Source organism: Metamycoplasma auris, assembly GCF_003253435.1.
GTDB lineage: Bacteria > Bacillota_I > Bacilli_A > Mycoplasmatales > Metamycoplasmataceae > Metamycoplasma > Metamycoplasma auris.
The window spans coordinates 1-16705 of the sequence record NZ_QKUB01000011.1 but is presented as its reverse complement, the minus strand read 5'-3'; the positions used below and the strand labels follow the sequence as shown (position 1 = coordinate 16705).

Genomic DNA, 16705 nt, shown 5'->3' with positions numbered 1-16705 from the left:
TCTAAGTTAAATGAATTAAAGAAACAAACTGAAGATTTAGTTAAGGATTTGGAATCAAAAATTGAAAAAGTAAAAAAAGCTAAATTTGATAAAGATAAATTAGAAGAATTTAGAAAAGAAAATAAAGAAAACAAAGATCTTCTTGACTATGTTGAAAATCTTAAGGATGACACATTTGCTAAGTTACAAAAAGAATTTACTGATGAATTAAATACATTTGTTGAAGATCTTAAGGAAATACTAAAAGAAATAGAAAAAAAAGAACTTAAAGAAGAAGACGTTGAAGATCACATTGAACAAAACAAAGGTATTTCTGAACTAGTTAAAGAACAATTTACAATCTTTGAAAAAGTTTCAAAATATTAATCAATAATATATAATTTCTACATAATATTTTTAAAACACTGAATTTAAATCATATGATTCAGTGTTTTAGTTTATTTTTAGATTAAAAATTTGAAAGATTAATATATGAAAAAAATTAATAGATTTCTAATAACTATAGGTTCAATTACTCCTTTAGTAGCAATGCCTTTAATCGCAGCAAAATGTAGCAATAAGACTAATAAAAATAAAGAAAATATAAATAAGAAAGACTTGCAAACCTCATTGAATGTAGAAAAATCTTCAACTACTACAAATGAAACTAAAAAACAAGATAAAGAATTAATTTCAAAGCAATCATCATCACCTAAAAAAGAACCTTCAGAACTAGAAAAATTGAAAGCACAAATTAATGATCTTATTAAGGAATTTGAAGAAATTTCTTCTAAAATTTAAACTATTAAGTTTGATGAAAATAAGGTTGAAAAATTTAAAAATGAAAATATGAATTCTAAGTATCTTGAAAAGATATCAAAAGATAAATTCAATGATTTTGTTTCTGAATTCCAATCTGAGTTAACTTTATTTATTAGTGGATTAAAAGAAGCACTAAAAGATCTTAGTTCTGATTTAAGTTTAGAAGATATTAATAATCTTTTTTCTTATAATAAAGATTTAAGTAACCTATTAAAAGAACAATTTGAAGTATTAAAAAATATATCGGGATTGAGATAATAATTTATTTTAATATATAAATAAAAATTTATATAAGATAGCACTCTTCAATAAACTTTAATTAAAAAACACTGAATTGGGACGCAAAATTCAGTGTTTTTTTACTACTTTGGCAAAAAAAAAAAAAAAAAGTAAAATGAAATTTGAGTAGTAACTAAGTTTACATAAAGAAAGTTATTACATAAAAATTTAATAAAAGTATACAAAGTAAAAATATGAAAAAAAGTCTTGCATTTTTATTTGCAACAGTCTCTGTTGCAACAATTTCAACACCGATTCTGCAAATCTCTTGTATTGATAAAAAATCAAAAGAAAATAAGCATATTGATAGAAATAAAAATACTAATCATGCTAATCAAAAAATAAAATTATCAAACCTAATAAAAATAACTAATCTTGGAGAATTGCCAATCATGGAAGGTAATGAACTTCCAAGACACGAAGCTATTAGAGAAGCAATTTTAAGGCTTAATAAAGATACACTTAACAATGAAATATTGAAAGATCTATTTATAGGTAGTATTAAGAAAAATAAGGCATTTATCTATATTTCAAAACACTCAAAAAATAAGGATAAATATTTAGAAAATCAAAAGTTAACTGTTACATATACTCTAGTAGTAAAAACTAATATCGCTCAATTAATTAAAATTACAAATATAGGAGGCATTCCTTTAATAAATAACAAGGTTACTAAGTTAGCTATATTTGAAGGAATTAAGAATTTAAATTCAAGTTTAAAAAATTTTAATATTGATCAATTCAAGATTGAAATTTTAAAAGAAAATAAAGCAAAGATCATTGCTAATGATAAAAAATTAATTGATGAGATTATTGTAAGTTTTAATGTTTTCAATAATAATAAGCACAATGAATTAATCAATCAATACACCAATGAAATTATTAAACTAGAAAACATTATTTCAAATTTAAAAAAGTATGAATTTGATAAGGATCTACTTGAAGAAGGAACAATTGAAACAATTGAATTTGATAGTGAAATCAATAAAGATAACATTCAACAAAAATACAAGGAATCAATAGAAACATTGATTGATAATCTTAAATTTGGAATTAAATCATTAAGAAATGGTATAGATTGACTTAAAAGTAATCAAGATAAAGAAATTAATAAAGATTTAGAAAATCTTTTAGTTGAAATTAAGAGACTTAAGAATTTCATTAAAGAAGTTTGAGACGGAGCAGATAATTTTTTTGGATATTCAATAACTAAAAAAGAATATGAAAATGAAGATATAAAGTTTGATTTTGACTAATAATTAAATTATTATCTAAGTCATTAATTTATATAAGTTCTAAGTTATAAAAATGTGCTATTATGTTTAGATGAATATGTCAGATCGAACTTTTACATTTCAGATTAAAAATGAAATCATTCAAAGACCACTTAAAAAGCAAGAAAAGTTAAATCTTTTAAGTGGTATTTTTGCGACCTCAAAAATAAAAAATGATGAAGCAACAATTATTTTCAACAATAAAAATCTATTAAATTTTTTAATTGATTTGTTAAATGAATTTAAGATTCCTTTCAATCATTTAAGAAAAAATGAATTACTTATTAAATTAAGTAGTTTTTTTAATCCCAAACTTAAATTAGAGCGTGATTATTTTTCAGGAATTTTTTTATCATCAGGTTCAATTTCAGATTTTAAAAGTTTATCTAATCATTTGGAACTTAAATTCTATGCCTTTGATAAGGCAATGGAGTGTTTATCAATTTTAAACAAATATGATTTGGAATTTAAACTTCTAAAAAGAAATAATCGTTTCATTATTTATCTAAAAAAGATTGAACATATTTGTGATTTCCTTAAAGCAATTGAAGCAATTAATTCTTATTATCAATTAGAAGAATACAAAATTTCAAGGGACTACTATAATAACATTAACCGAATTACTAACTTTGATATTTATAATCAACAAAGAATTGCTGATGCTAATACTTTGTTTTTAGAAAACTACGATTTTATAATTAAAAATAAATTAAAATCTCTTTTTAGTAAGGATGAACTATATTTTTTTAAGGTTAAAAAAAATAATTTGGATAGTAGTTTAAGTGAATTAGTAAGGTTATTAGCACAGCATAATTTAATTAAGTCACGCTCTTCCCTAAATCATGCATTAATCAAACTAAAAAATAAGGTTAAAAAATATAACCAAGATAAAAATAAAGAAAAAATTGAAACTAATCAATAAAAAAAAGTTTCAATTTTTTTTTAAAAAAATTTTTTTTATGTAAAATAATAACCATAGCAACCATAACGAAGGGGCCCACCTGATTCCATTCCGAACTCAGCAGTTAAGACCTTCAGTGCCGACGATACCATAAGGGAAAATAGGTCGTTGCTCTTTTTTTATTTTTATTTTAGCCTAATAAAAGTTATTAATCATATTTATTATTTTTTCTTTTATAATCTATTAAACTATTAATAATAATTTTTATACTTTATAAGGAATTTTCGAATATGAATAAAATATTAGTTATCAATGCAGGTTCTAGTTCTATCAAATGAACGCTTTTTAATCAAAATTTAGAAGTTGAAGCAAAAGGTTTGGCTCAAAGAATAAAGATGAAAGAAGGGATTCTTTCACTTGAATTTAATGGACTAAAAGAAGAAAAAAAATTACCTCTTCCTGATTTCTTAGAAACAGTTAAACAAATTGTGACACAATGAACACAACACAACATTATTGAAAGCTATGATGACATAAGTAAAGTTGCCTTTAGAATTGTTAATGGTGGTATTAAGTTGCAGGATACAACACTAGTTTCTAATGAAACTCTTGCAATTCTAAAAGATGCAATTGATTTAGCTCCAATTCATAACCCCGGAGCAATTGCTGCAATTGAGGCTTTTAGAGAATTACTTCCACACGCAAGTATGTCAATGCATTTTGATACATCATTCCATAAAACTTTATCTCCTTTAGCATATACATATCCAATCAAAAAGGAAATCTCGGATGAACTTAATATCCGTAAATATGGATTTCATGGTTTAAATCATAATTATGTAACTCTAAAAGCACAAGAAATTTTAAATAAAAATAAAATTAACATCGTAAGTTTACATATTGGAAATGGGGCTTCATTATGTGCGATTAAGGATAATCAATCAATTGATACATCAATGGGATTCACACCACTTGCTGGAATTATGATGGGAACAAGAAGTGGAGATATTGATCCATCAATTATTCCATACATCATGAAGCATAAAAATATGACGATCGAAGAAATGTTTAAGATGTTAAATGAACAATCAGGAATGCTTGGAGTATCTCAGATATCTTCTGATTTAAGAGACGTGCATACACATGAGGAAACTAATAATAATGCATCATTTGCACTTGAATTATATGCTCAAAGAATTGCAGATTACTTAATTACTTATTTAAATAAGATTGAAAATAAAGCAGATGCAATCATCTTTACAGCTGGAGTTGGCGAAAATGATGCAGCAATAAGAAAAGCAGTTATTAGCAAAATTCATTTATTTCATTTGGCAATTGATGACCTTAAGAATAATGATCGTAATTTCAAAGATTACAAATTGATTTCGTCATCTAATTCTGAAATTCCAATCTATGTAATTAAGGCTGATGAGGAATGATTCATTGCAAATGAAGCAATTCATCTATAAAATTCTTTAACTAAATTTCTAACTTTCTTATCTAACTTATTGTTTATAAGTTAGATATTTAATTTTTTATTGTAAACTTATACTTAATATTATTAAATATTAAAATTCTTATAATTTCAAATCATAATAGAAAATAAATAGTATTTAAAAGGGGGGTAAATTAGATGTTTAGACTTTTCAAAATGATGAGTGCAAAGTTTAAAGTTTTATCAGTGATTACAATATTGCTAACAAGTATTCAAGTCATTGCTTTTTTATTCATTCCAATTTTTATTGGTCAAATAACGTCTTTGGTTTCGCAAAAATCTTTCTTAATTGCAGCAAATATACCTGAACCAACTGATCTTAGAATTACAATTCTAAAAATGTTTACAGTTTCTGGTAGTTTGTCTTATACACTAAAATTATTTTCAATTTATTTTGCAATTGCATTATTAATTGGTTCATTCGCAACGCTTAGTGGTTCGATTCTAGGTTCATATATTTCCATTGCAGCTGCGCGACAAATTCGTCAAAAATTATGAAGTCATTTAGGGTCTTTATCACAGAAGGATATTGAATTTTTTAGTCATTCTAAAATTCTTACAAGATTTACTATTGACATTACAAGAATTCAATGAGGAATTAATCTCTTTTTAAGATTGGCTATCATTGGTCCATTTAATTTAATTTTTGGCCTTGTATTTGCACTTTTAACTGATATGCAACTTTCAATTATTCTAGGTGTCTTAATTCCTGTGTTGACCTTAACTATGCTTATTTCAGGAGCAATCATGGTTCCTTATTTCATTAAGGAAGAAAAAATGTATGAAAAGATTAATAATGAGTCACAAGAAAGTATTCTTGGAATTAGAGTTATTAAGTCATATAATCTTGAATCGCTACAAGCTAAAAAATTTGAAGATAAGAATCAAAATTGACATACAATATCTAAAAAATCATGAAATTTTTATAACTTAGCATTTGCTTTTGTTAACTTATTTGCCAATATTGCAACAGCAATCATTTTATTGGCTGCAGGATTTATTATTAGAAACAAAGTAGGCAATACCAATAATTTTGATCAATATAAAAATATCCTTTCAAATGCAACAACATTTATTAATTATGTTATGTATATTACAATTGGTGTAATTATGTCATCATTCGTTGGATTTACACTTGCTAGATCAATAATATCAGCAAGAAAAATCAATCAAATATTCAACACAAAACCAGATATTAATTATGTAGTTTCAGATAAAAAAATATCTAAAGGACACATTTGTTTTGATCATGTATCTTTTAGATATTACACTGATGCAGAAAAAAATGTCCTTGAGGATATCACATTTGAAGCAAAACCCGGGGAAACTATTGGTATTATTGGTCCAACTGGTTCAGGAAAAAGTACAATTGCACAACTACTTAGCTTAGATTTTAAAACAATGCATGGTTTTATTAAGATTGATGGGCATGATATTAAAGAAATTGATACAAAGTCACTGCGTAACTCAATTGCACATATTTATCAAAAACCACTTCTTTTAAGTGGCACAATCAAATCTAATTTATTAATGGCAAATCCAGAAGCAACAGAAGAAGAACTTATTGCAAGCATCAAAAATGCATGCGCATACGATTTTGTTTCAAAATTAGAAAAAAATCTTGATTCTGAAGTTCAAGCTAAGGGTGTTAATTTTTCAGGTGGACAAAAACAGCGTCTTTCAATTGCTCAAGGTTTAATAAAAAATCCTAAAATACTTATTCTAGATGACTCAACTTCAGCACTTGATGCAAATACTGAAAAACAAATTAAAAGAAACATTAAAAATCTAAATTCAGGAAATCTTGTCACAATTATCATTGCTCAAAAAATCTCTTCAATTATGGATGCAGATAAGATTATTGTTTTAGAAAAAGGAAAGATGATTGATAGTGGAAGTCATGATGAATTAATGAATAGATGTTATCTATACTCTGAAATTGCAAAGACTCAATTAGGAGATGACAATGTATAATCTAGATCCATTTAAAAAAGAAAATAATTTGCACTTAACAAAAAAAGAAAAGTCTGCGCTTAAAAAAAGACGTTCACAACTTAAGTGAGATACATTTAAAAAAATCTTAGAATATGTAAACTATAAAAAAGGAATGACTTTTTGAATTGTTATCACCGCAATTTTATCTGGTGCTGGGTTAACTGCTGGAATATATTTAGTTGGATATATTACTGATCATTTCTTATCTTATAATTTCCTAGTTGGAAATAATGGCAATAACTTTGATTTATTTAAGTTCATTGGTTATTTTAGTTTACTAGTAGTTAACTATATCCTTCTCCAAATTCTTTCTTACATATCAAACTTCCTATCAGTTGAATCGGGAGTTTTAAGTGCTGCAATGATGCGGCATGATGCTTATAAATCAATTATGAGAATGCCAATTTCATTTTTTGATCAAGTAAGTACTGGTGAATTGATGGCTATTTTAACAAATGATGTTGATAATGTTTCGACTGGACTTGCTGGAAATATGAATACAATTATTTCGACAATATCAGTTACTATTTTTTCATTTGGTTTTATGTTTTATTATTCAGTGTACTTATCTTTAATTACTTTAGCTTTATTCCCTTTATCTTTATCATTGATTGTTTTGTTAATTAAAAAATCAAGTCCACAATTTCAAAAGCAACAAAAACATATTGCAAAACTAAATGGTTTTATTGAAGAAAATCTCGCAGCACATCATTTGATTAAATCACTTGACTTTAATGACCAAATTAATGACCAATTTAATCAAAAGACTGACAAATTATATAAGTCATCACTAAAGGCGACAGTTTATAGTGGGGTAATGTGACCTTATGGAAATGTTGTAATCAATCTATTACAACTAGTTGTAGTAATTAGTGCAGCTGCATTTGTAACTGGAGGTATTGGAACTGGTTCAAACAAACCTTTCAGTCCTGGAATAATTCTTTCATTTGTTTTATATATAAGAATTATGTCTAATAATATTGTTAGAGTTTTTGAAAATATTGCACAGCTTCAAATTATGTTAGTATCAGCTGCAAGATTATTTAATTTAATTAATCTAAGACCTGAAATTGATGAAACTAAACTAAATGTAATAAAAGACGAAATCAAAGGTGAAGTTAGTTTTGAAAATGTAAATTTCTCATATAGTAATAATCCAAATATTCTACAGTTGAAAAATACAAACTTTAAAGCTAAAAAAGGACAAGTATTTGCCTTTGTTGGGAAAACAGGTGCTGGAAAAACAACAATAATCAATCTTTTAAGTAAATTTTATTTGCCTTATAGTGGTGAAATCAAAATTGACAATTTTAAATCAAATGAAATTAATGAAGCATCGTGAAGAAATCAAATCTCAATTGTGCTTCAAGATACATTTTTATTTAAAGACACAATTAAAGAGAATTTGAGATATGCTAACCTAAATGCAAGTGATGAAGAAATTATTAATGCAGCAAGAATTACACATGCCGATGAATTTATTCAACAACTTGAAAATGGATATGATGAAATTGTAGAAGAAGGTGGAAGCAACTTCTCGCAAGGTGAAAGACAACTACTTGCAATTACGAGGGCAATTATTGCTAATAAGAAGATTTTAATTCTTGATGAAGCTACTTCTAATATTGATACAAGAACTGAAAAAATTATACAAAATGCAATCAATGAATTAATGAAGGATAAAACTTCATTTATCATTGCACATCGTTTATCAACAATCATAAATGCAGATCGAATTTTTGTGATCGATGATGGTCAAATTATTGAAAGTGGAAAACATGAAGAATTGCTTGCTAAAAAAGGTATATATGAAAAAATGTATCACTCATCATTTAGTGAAGATTAAATTATTTAAAAATTACACTTATTTTAAAAGGAATGAAAGTCGAAATCATTGATTTTCATTCCTTTTTTTGCTATTTTGGCAAAAAAAATAAAAAAAGTAAAATAAAAATAAGCATTAAAAAATGAGTTTGTAATGCTTTAGTAATTTCCAAAAATAACGCTATAAGTTTTTGCTAAAAAATAATGATTTACCTCTAAAATATCTTATTTGTTTAAAAAATGTTCAATATTCTTATAAAACATAAGAAGTTTGAGCATTTTTTTATATTTTTTTGGATTTTTACTTGAAAAAACAACATAAAAAAAAGTATAGTTTATATGTAACCGCTATATGAAAGGAGAACGCTATGGGATTGATTCCAGACTTTATAAAACAAATTGAAAGATCAGAAAAAAACTGAGGTAAGATTGTACGGGAATAAGTATAGAGTTGTTCCTTACATTAGCTATTGAGACAAAGAAAAAAAAGAGACCTGCGGAAAAATCCTTTCCTTATATTGGAATCATTGAAGAACTTAATGGTGAATATATTTATATCGAAGGTAAAAAGAGAGCAAGAGAAGATGTTTAACCAATTAAAAAATATGTGACTTTAAATTTATTGATAATCTAGCAGCAGATTTAAGAGATGAATTTATAAGATTTTTTGGAAAAGGCAACGGACTTAAAACATATGTTTATTCTTTATTAGGTATACTTTGCAAAAATCATTATGACTGATATAAAGATAATTACAACCATAGTTTTATATCAGAAAAATATCCAAATATCCCAGTTTCAAAAAGTAGTGTGGCATCATTTATAAAACAGCTATGTGTTTATGACTCTCTAAACAAAGAATTTTTACTAGTAGTTTGGTTGATCACAAAATTTTAATTTTTTATGGTACCACTTTTTCTAACAATGAAAGCTCTGAGTTTTCTGGATATAATAGAAAGTACAAACAAACAAGAAGAAAACAAATAAACAAAATAATAGTGTTTGATCTTGTGAGATTAGAACCTGTTTATTCTGGAGTTATTCCTGGTAATGTGATTGATAAAGGGGGTTTTTATCTCAGTTTTAAACAAATTTAATCTTTAAAAACACAATAATTATCGTTGATAGAGGGTTTAATTCGTAAGAAAACATACAATACTTATTAGAAAATAATATATATTTATAATGTCATTAAATGATAATTCAGTTAAGCTAAAGAAAATTATCAATGAAAATGAGTTTGACAGTGTTATTAAATTTCAAGACAAGTATATTTAGTGTGTAAGGGCTCAAGATCACGATAAGTTCTTTTATTGTTATAAAGATAGTAGCATCGATTTTAAACAATAAAACAACTATCTTAAAAATATTTACAAAGAAAAAGATGGGCACACTTTCAAAAAGAATAAAAAAATATGCCTACAATGGGCTTACTGCAATTAGAACAAATTGTGACTTTGAAATTGATAAACCATTCTTTTTATATAAACAAAGATGACTAATAGAAACAAACATCAAATTGCAGAAAAATTCATCAGATGAAAGTGCAATTCAAAAACAGGATTTAGTTACTATTTTGGTTGATGATTTCATACTATAAATACAAATGATGATCTATACAATAATCTATAAAGTTATCCAAAAAACACGAAGAATTAAAAGGTAAATCAATTGAAAAAGCACTGCCACACTATTTTAAGAAAAAAATAATATATTCTCTGAAGAAAAAAGATTTTATTTAAGAAATCAAATATTAAAATTCTTTTAAACCAAGTCAAAAAATTTAGACAAATTGATGAACTTCATAAATGTTTTGACTCGATTCCTATTTTGGACATTTTATATTTTTTATTATAATCATTATCGATATAAGTATATTTTCTTTAATTACTTATAATTTATATATTACGTAAAAGTTAAACTAGAAATATTTTGATTTTGTTTTAGGAGGGAAAAATGAAAGGAATAGGAAAAGACAAATTTGACATAAACATTGTTCACTATCATAATTCAAATAATATGTACGAAATTCCAGATGCTTCAATAGATTTAGTTATAACAAGCCCCCCTTATTTTAATATAAAAGATTATTCTAAGGATGGTTATCAAAAACATAACCATAGTAATAAAAATAAAGAAAACATTGGTGACATCAATAATTTTGATGAATATATTTTAAGTTTATTATTAGTTTGAAAAGAATGTTATAGAGTTTTAAAACCAAATGGAAAGATGTGTATAAATGTACCATTAATGCCAATGCTAAAAAAAGACTTCAATAATCACTATAATAGACACATATATGATTTACAGAGTGAAATACAATCTAGTATACTAAAAAATACTAACTTTTTCCTTTTAGACCTTTTTATATGAAATAGAACAAATTCTACAAAAAAGTTGATGTTTGGTAGTTACCCTTACCCAAGAAACTTTTATGTACAAAATACTATTGAATTTATAACAATATTTGTCAAGGGCGGCAAACCAGATAATGAAACAATAAACAATGAAATAAAAGAGAAAAGCAAACTATCCAAAGAAGAGTGGTTAGAGTATACAAAACAAATATGAAACATACCTATACCTAATAAAAAAGATCTTGCTTTTGGTGAGCATTCTGCAATAATGCCGGAAGAAATAGCCAACAGATTAATAAAGTTATATTCATTTTTTGGTGATGTCGTGCTTGACCCTTTTGCAGGTAGTGGGACTACTCTTAAAAAAGCGTATGAGTTAGGTAGAAACTATATAGGATATGAAATATACCTACACTATAAAAAAGTAATAGACAAAAAAATAAATTCTGTCATATCTAAAAGGGGCGAAGGGAATGAAAAATAATAACGTATACAATATTGATATAATAGATTTTTTAAAGAAAATAAAAAATAACTCAGTAGACTTAATAATTGCAGATCCTCCTTATAACCAAAAAATTGACTACTGAGATAATTTTAAGAATGAACAAGAGTATATTAATTTTATGAAAAAGTGGATAAAAATGGCATGCAAAAAATTAAAAACCACCGGGAGTATATATATATTCAATAATGCTTACAATTCTGCTAGACTATTACAGTATTTGCTTGCTCAAAATTTAGTTTTTCAAAATTGGATAATTTGATATAAAAAAGATGGTTTTAGTGGTGCTAAAAAAAGATATATCAACAATCAAGAAACTATATTATTTTTAACTAAATCAGATAATTATACTTTCAATTATGATGACATTAGGGGTGAATATACATCTAAACAAAGACTTAACATAGCACAAAAAAATGGAATTCTAAAAAATGGCAAAAGATGATTTCCTAATCCTAAAGGTAAATTGTGTACTGATGTTTGAGAAGTATCGTCTGTGCGACTGTCTAATAAAAAGAATGGAAAAACTGTAAAAACAGATCATCCAACACCAAAACCTAATAAAATAATCGAAAGAATAATAAAAGCAAGTTCTAATAAAAACGATTTAGTTCTCGATCTATTTAGTGGTAGCGGTGTAACTGCTTTTGAATGTATCAAAAATAAAAGACAATTCTTATCTTGTGAGAAGGACTTACATTATTATAATTTAATAAAAAATAAAATATCTGAATTACAGACTTTAGATAAAAAAGGAGGTAACGATGCATAAATTGAACCTATTGAACATTGATCCTTATAAAAAATGTATTAAATTTTTGCAGGAAAGAGTTTTATCTAACTCTTATAGAGGAATGCAAATTTCTCAGCATAATAGATATGATTTAGATGTTGTTATAACATTATTAAAAACTCTATACGATATTTGCGGAGAAAATAAATTAGAAATTAGAACCACAGATTTATCTAAACGACCTGAAAATACAGAAAATGAGTTTAAATATGCAGAATATGTAAATAAAATTAATAAAGTTAATAAATATGGTACGCAAGATAGCGTTAGAAAAAATTTGTTTGTTGATTTGCATAGAATGAACTTAATCAACAGGTTTAATGGGGATATTTTATTAGATCCACACAAACGTGCCAACAAAGTAACAAGTGTATCCATCACAAAAACAGGATTAGAATTGATAAATCAACAAGATATTTTAGGACGTTGGATGACTTATAGTGGTTGCATAGACTTATTAACGGATGGTCTTGTTTTAAAGTTGCATAGCATGATTTTAGATAATGACTTGAAATATTATATAACAGTTGATGAATTTATGTTTTTTGTGACGTTCCTTAATAAAGAATTGAATGGAGAAGTATTTGATGAAGAAAAAATACAGGAGTTTATTAAAGAATACAGGACTTTACCGATATCTAATAGGGAAGAAATTAAGAAAAGAATAAAAGAATATGCAAATCCAGAAAAATTTGGTGGCAATAAAACAACAAAAAGAGACTATAATAATTGAAAAAATGAAACGCAACAGATAATTACAATTTTAGATCAAACATCATTTTTTGAATATGATTCTCAAAAGGAAAGATTACAATGCAGACTAAATGGTCCAGAAACAATTTTTACCAACGATAACCTTTTGAAAGTTAAAAGGTCTAGTATTCAAAAAAGTGAGTATTTTAAACAACATAATGTAATTAAAAAAGAAGGTTATCATTTACATCATATAGTACCATTATTTAGGTCAACTAGCGTTGATCATTTTGTATTAATTGATAGATGAGAGAACTTGTTATATATTGATGCAAAGAAACATGATATAATTACTAGAAGAAGATCTTTAATTCAACTGGAAATTTTGGAAAATGAAGATATTAGATTAAAAGACTTTTCTTCAGATATATATTTAAAAAAAGATGATAATGTATTTTATAGTTCGACTCTAAGTAGTAAAATGTTAGAAAAGAATAAAGAGTTGTTAAAAACATTATAATAATTCAGTATATATACCAAAAAAAACTTAGTGTATTATAAATAATTTGAAATACACAATAAAATTTTTTTATTCATATAGAAGTAAATAACAAACATATACTTTTTAAAAGTAGAGTTACACAAACTCTATTTTTTATTGCATCGTATTGCTATATAAATATTATGTCACCTTTCCATTTTTTTATTTAAAATAGTAATTTTTTGGAATAATGCTATGAGTTTGCATTAAAAAAAAACTATTTATAAACAAAATATCTGTTTTATATTAAAAATGCTCGATATTCTCATAAAATGGAGAAATTTTGAGCAATTTTTTTATTTTTTTTGAATTTATACTTGCAAAAATAGACTAAAAAATATTAATAATATATATAGTTCTATATGAAGAGAAAACACAACGTAACTAATTTCAGACTTTATAAAACAAGTTAAAAGATCAGAAAAAAACTGAAATAAGATTGTATAGGAATAAGTATAGAGTTGTCCCTTAAATTAGCTATTTAGACAAAAAAGAGACCTACTAAAAAATCTCTTTCTTATATTGGAACTATTGAAGAAGGTAATGGCGAATATACTTATATTAAAGATATGAAAAGAACTAGAGAAGGTGTTGGACCAATTAAAAAATATGATGACTTTAAATTTATTGATAATCTAGCAGCAGATTTAAGAGATGAACTTATAAGATTTTTTGGAAAAGACAACGGACTTAAAACATATGTTTATTCTTTATTAGGTATACTTTGCAAAAATCGTTATGACTGATATAAAGATAATTACAACCATAGTTTTATATCAAAAGAATATCCAAATATCCCAGTTTCAAAAAGTAGTGTGGCATCATTTATAAAACAGCTAGGTGTTTATGACTCTCTAAATAAAGAATTTTTAACTAGTAGGTTGGTTGATCATGAAATTTTATTTTTGATGGTACCACTTTTGCTAACAATGGAAACTCTGAGTTTTCTGAATATGGTAGAAAATACAAACAAACAAGAAGAAAACAAATAAACAAAATAAAAGTGTTTGATCTTGTGAGATTAGAACCTGTTTATGCTGAAGTTATTCCTGGTAATGTGATTGATAAAAGGTCTTTTATCTCAGTTTTAAACAAATTTAATCTTAAAAACACAATAATTATCATTGATAGAGGATTTGATTCAGAAGAAAACATCCAATACTTATTAGAAAATAACATTAAGTTCATAATGCCATTAAATGACAACTCAGTTAAGCTAAAGAAAATTATCAATGAAAATGAGTTTGACAGTGTTATTAAATTTCAAGATAACTATATCCAATGTCTAAAAGTTTAAGATGATAATCAATTCTTTTATTGTTATAAAGATAGTAGCATCACTTTAAATATGAGAACAACTATCTCAAAAATATTTACAACGAAAAAGATGGGTACACTTTTGAAAAGAATAAGAAAATAACACTTACAATGGGATTATTGCAATTAGAGCAAATTGTGACTTTGAAATTGATAAACGATTCTTTTTATACAAGCAAAAATGACTAATAGAAACAAACATCAAATTACAGAAGAATTCATTAGATGAAAGTGCAATTCGAAAACATGATTTAGCTACTATTTTGAGTGATGATTTTATATTACAAATACAAATGATGATCTATACAAGAATGTATAAAGTTACCCAAGAATACAAAGAACTAAAAGTTAAATCAATTGAAAAAGTTTTAGATTAATTGTCTAAAACTTACAAAATTTTTAGGAATGGAAGATTAAGTTCAAATATTAGTACAAAGAAAAAAGAAGCTCTACTTAATAAGTTAAATATTAAAACTCTTTAGTATTTCCTTTTTATATTTTTGGTCTCATATATCGTTATTTCTGGAAATTACTAATGCATGTATAGAGAAAATAGTATAGAAAAATAGGGATAGATGTGAAAAAAAAAAAAAAAACAAATTTTGACAATTTTAGGATCACTTATAAGTATAAGTTCATTACCTTTAATAGCAATAAGTTGCTATAAAGAGTCTTATGAAAATAAATCAATAGTTGATCCAAGAGTGCCTAGAAGTGAAAAGTCATTTGAGGATAGGGAATATAAGGATTCTAAGAAACCAAATGTGCCAGATGGTAGACATCTAGTAAAACCAGAAGAATTATCAAATGAAATTGAATTAGTAGATGAGTCTGAATTTGATCATCCATTTGACAAGATAGATATCTCATCCTGAGATCTCGGTGTTGAAGGTAACATTAATGAAGATGATTTAGTTAAAAAGATGGATAGAATAAGTACTTCATTAGGAATTAAGATTCAAAAAAATAAGGATTATTCTATTCGCATCGAAAAAGCTACCAGGGATAGTTCGGGTAGAGTTCTAATTAAGGGATTTGGTAGAAAACTATATGGTGAATGAAAACGTACAATACGAAGATTGAACCAAAATGACATTTCAGACTTAGACTTGGAACTTGACTACACTAATAAAATAACAAAAGAAGATGTAGCAAAAGCATTAGACTTAAAAATTGATGCTTTTGATGTTGAGGAAGGTAAGGATTTTTCAATCAAGATAATAGAACGATGACCAGCTGTACCTGGAAAAATTATTATAAATACGTATGGTAGTAAAACATTAGATGGAGAACTTACAATAAAAATTCCTCCAGAAAATGTACCTATTGATCTATTAAATCTTAAATTAGATATTGGTAATAGAATTACACGTTATACGCCATGAGACGAAATTTTTAAGTCCTTTAATAGAGCGATAGGATTTATTCCTAAACTTGATAGGGATTTTAGAATTTTCACAACACATAATGTCTTTGCTCCTGATACATTTGAAGGTTCGTTTTCTATTATTGCCCAAAATAGCAAACTATTTAAAAATCACTTAGAACTTAAATCTAAACGCCCAAAATCTTTTGATATCAAAAAAATAGGCCATGTTCAAAAACAGGTGGCATCTATAAAAAACTACTAATTTAAAAGCATTACGCATCAGGTGTGTGTGGTAAGGAAAAAGACTTAGCTTGGGATTGGTAGGAACAAGAAGTCCTTTTCGAAGGACTTTTTTATACTACCTTTCTTTCCAACTCTACACTCCAAAACTTGTAATTTTTAAAAGAATATTAGGAGTTACATGAATAAATTAGTTTTGTGATTTCTTTTTGATGATGGCAATTGTTCTTATGCTAAAGCAATATTTAAGTACCCAGAAACATTTTCATCATATGACAAAGTTCTTGTGTTCAGCATGGGCAAAAATGAGTTAAATGA

General features: G+C 25.8%; 15 protein-coding genes, 1 rRNA gene and 1 pseudogene. All 17 read left to right on the top strand.

All coding sequences use genetic code 4. The features are described 5' to 3' along the window. A pseudogene (locus tag BCF89_RS03455) lies at nucleotides 1-366 on the top strand (variable surface lipoprotein); the annotation flags it as partial. A gap of 105 nt (nucleotides 367-471) precedes the next feature. Beyond that, the gene (locus BCF89_RS02985; RefSeq protein ID WP_111518849.1) at nucleotides 472-780 is read left to right on the top strand and encodes a variable surface lipoprotein; all 309 of its coding nucleotides are present in this window, start codon (nucleotides 472-474) and stop codon (nucleotides 778-780) included. Nucleotides 781-828: 48 nt separating this feature from the next. Further along, nucleotides 829-1059 (top strand): hypothetical protein, encoded by a 231-nt coding sequence (locus BCF89_RS02980; RefSeq protein ID WP_111518847.1) that lies wholly within the window; start codon nucleotides 829-831, stop codon nucleotides 1057-1059. Nucleotides 1060-1274: 215 nt separating this feature from the next. Continuing rightward, nucleotides 1275-2336, top strand: a complete 1062-nt coding sequence (locus BCF89_RS02975; protein ID WP_111518845.1) for a hypothetical protein — start codon at nucleotides 1275-1277, stop codon at nucleotides 2334-2336. 76 nt (nucleotides 2337-2412) lie between these two features. Then, complete coding sequence (gene whiA / locus BCF89_RS02970; RefSeq protein ID WP_111518843.1) at nucleotides 2413-3276, top strand: DNA-binding protein WhiA; 864 nt, start codon at nucleotides 2413-2415, stop codon at nucleotides 3274-3276. Between the two features lie 52 nt (nucleotides 3277-3328). Next, a 5S ribosomal RNA gene (gene rrf / locus BCF89_RS02965) occupies nucleotides 3329-3432 on the top strand. 113 nt (nucleotides 3433-3545) lie between these two features. After that, nucleotides 3546-4724, top strand: coding sequence for an acetate/propionate family kinase (locus BCF89_RS02960; RefSeq protein ID WP_111518841.1), 1179 nt, complete (start codon nucleotides 3546-3548; stop codon nucleotides 4722-4724). A 164-nt stretch (nucleotides 4725-4888) separates the two neighbouring features. After that, complete coding sequence (locus tag BCF89_RS08585) at nucleotides 4889-6724, top strand: ABC transporter ATP-binding protein (protein ID WP_111518839.1); 1836 nt, start codon at nucleotides 4889-4891, stop codon at nucleotides 6722-6724. Further along, nucleotides 6717-8591 (top strand): ABC transporter ATP-binding protein, encoded by a 1875-nt coding sequence (locus BCF89_RS08580; RefSeq protein WP_170108359.1) that lies wholly within the window; start codon nucleotides 6717-6719, stop codon nucleotides 8589-8591. Before BCF89_RS08585 ends, BCF89_RS08580 begins: the two co-directional genes overlap by 8 nt. 429 nt (nucleotides 8592-9020) lie before the next feature. Further along, a complete protein-coding gene (locus BCF89_RS03450; protein WP_170108358.1) occupies nucleotides 9021-9161 on the top strand; it encodes a hypothetical protein in 141 nt (46 codons plus the stop codon). A gap of 792 nt (nucleotides 9162-9953) precedes the next feature. Further along, a complete protein-coding gene (locus BCF89_RS08575) occupies nucleotides 9954-10169 on the top strand; it encodes a hypothetical protein (RefSeq protein WP_111518833.1) in 216 nt (71 codons plus the stop codon). 356 nt (nucleotides 10170-10525) lie between these two features. Beyond that, nucleotides 10526-11413 carry a DNA-methyltransferase gene (locus BCF89_RS08570; protein WP_211305423.1) on the top strand — a complete coding sequence of 296 codons (888 nt, stop codon included), beginning with the start codon at nucleotides 10526-10528 and terminating at the stop codon, nucleotides 11411-11413. Next, the gene (locus tag BCF89_RS08565; RefSeq protein ID WP_111518831.1) at nucleotides 11403-12206 is read left to right on the top strand and encodes a DNA-methyltransferase; all 804 of its coding nucleotides are present in this window, start codon (nucleotides 11403-11405) and stop codon (nucleotides 12204-12206) included. Before BCF89_RS08570 ends, BCF89_RS08565 begins: the two co-directional genes overlap by 11 nt. Beyond that, nucleotides 12199-13440, top strand: coding sequence for a restriction endonuclease subunit R (locus tag BCF89_RS08560; RefSeq protein ID WP_111518829.1), 1242 nt, complete (start codon nucleotides 12199-12201; stop codon nucleotides 13438-13440). Before BCF89_RS08565 ends, BCF89_RS08560 begins: the two co-directional genes overlap by 8 nt. A 590-nt stretch (nucleotides 13441-14030) precedes the next feature. Continuing rightward, nucleotides 14031-14453 (top strand): hypothetical protein, encoded by a 423-nt coding sequence (locus BCF89_RS08555; RefSeq protein WP_111518827.1) that lies wholly within the window; start codon nucleotides 14031-14033, stop codon nucleotides 14451-14453. After that, nucleotides 14363-14758: a transposase gene (locus BCF89_RS02915; RefSeq protein WP_111518825.1), complete on the top strand. Its 396-nt coding sequence runs from the start codon at nucleotides 14363-14365 to the stop codon at nucleotides 14756-14758. The genes BCF89_RS08555 and BCF89_RS02915 overlap by 91 nt, the downstream gene beginning before the upstream one ends. 595 nt (nucleotides 14759-15353) lie before the next feature. Beyond that, nucleotides 15354-16409, top strand: coding sequence for a variable surface lipoprotein (locus BCF89_RS08550; protein WP_111518823.1), 1056 nt, complete (start codon nucleotides 15354-15356; stop codon nucleotides 16407-16409). The last annotated feature ends 296 nt before the right edge of the window (nucleotides 16410-16705 follow it).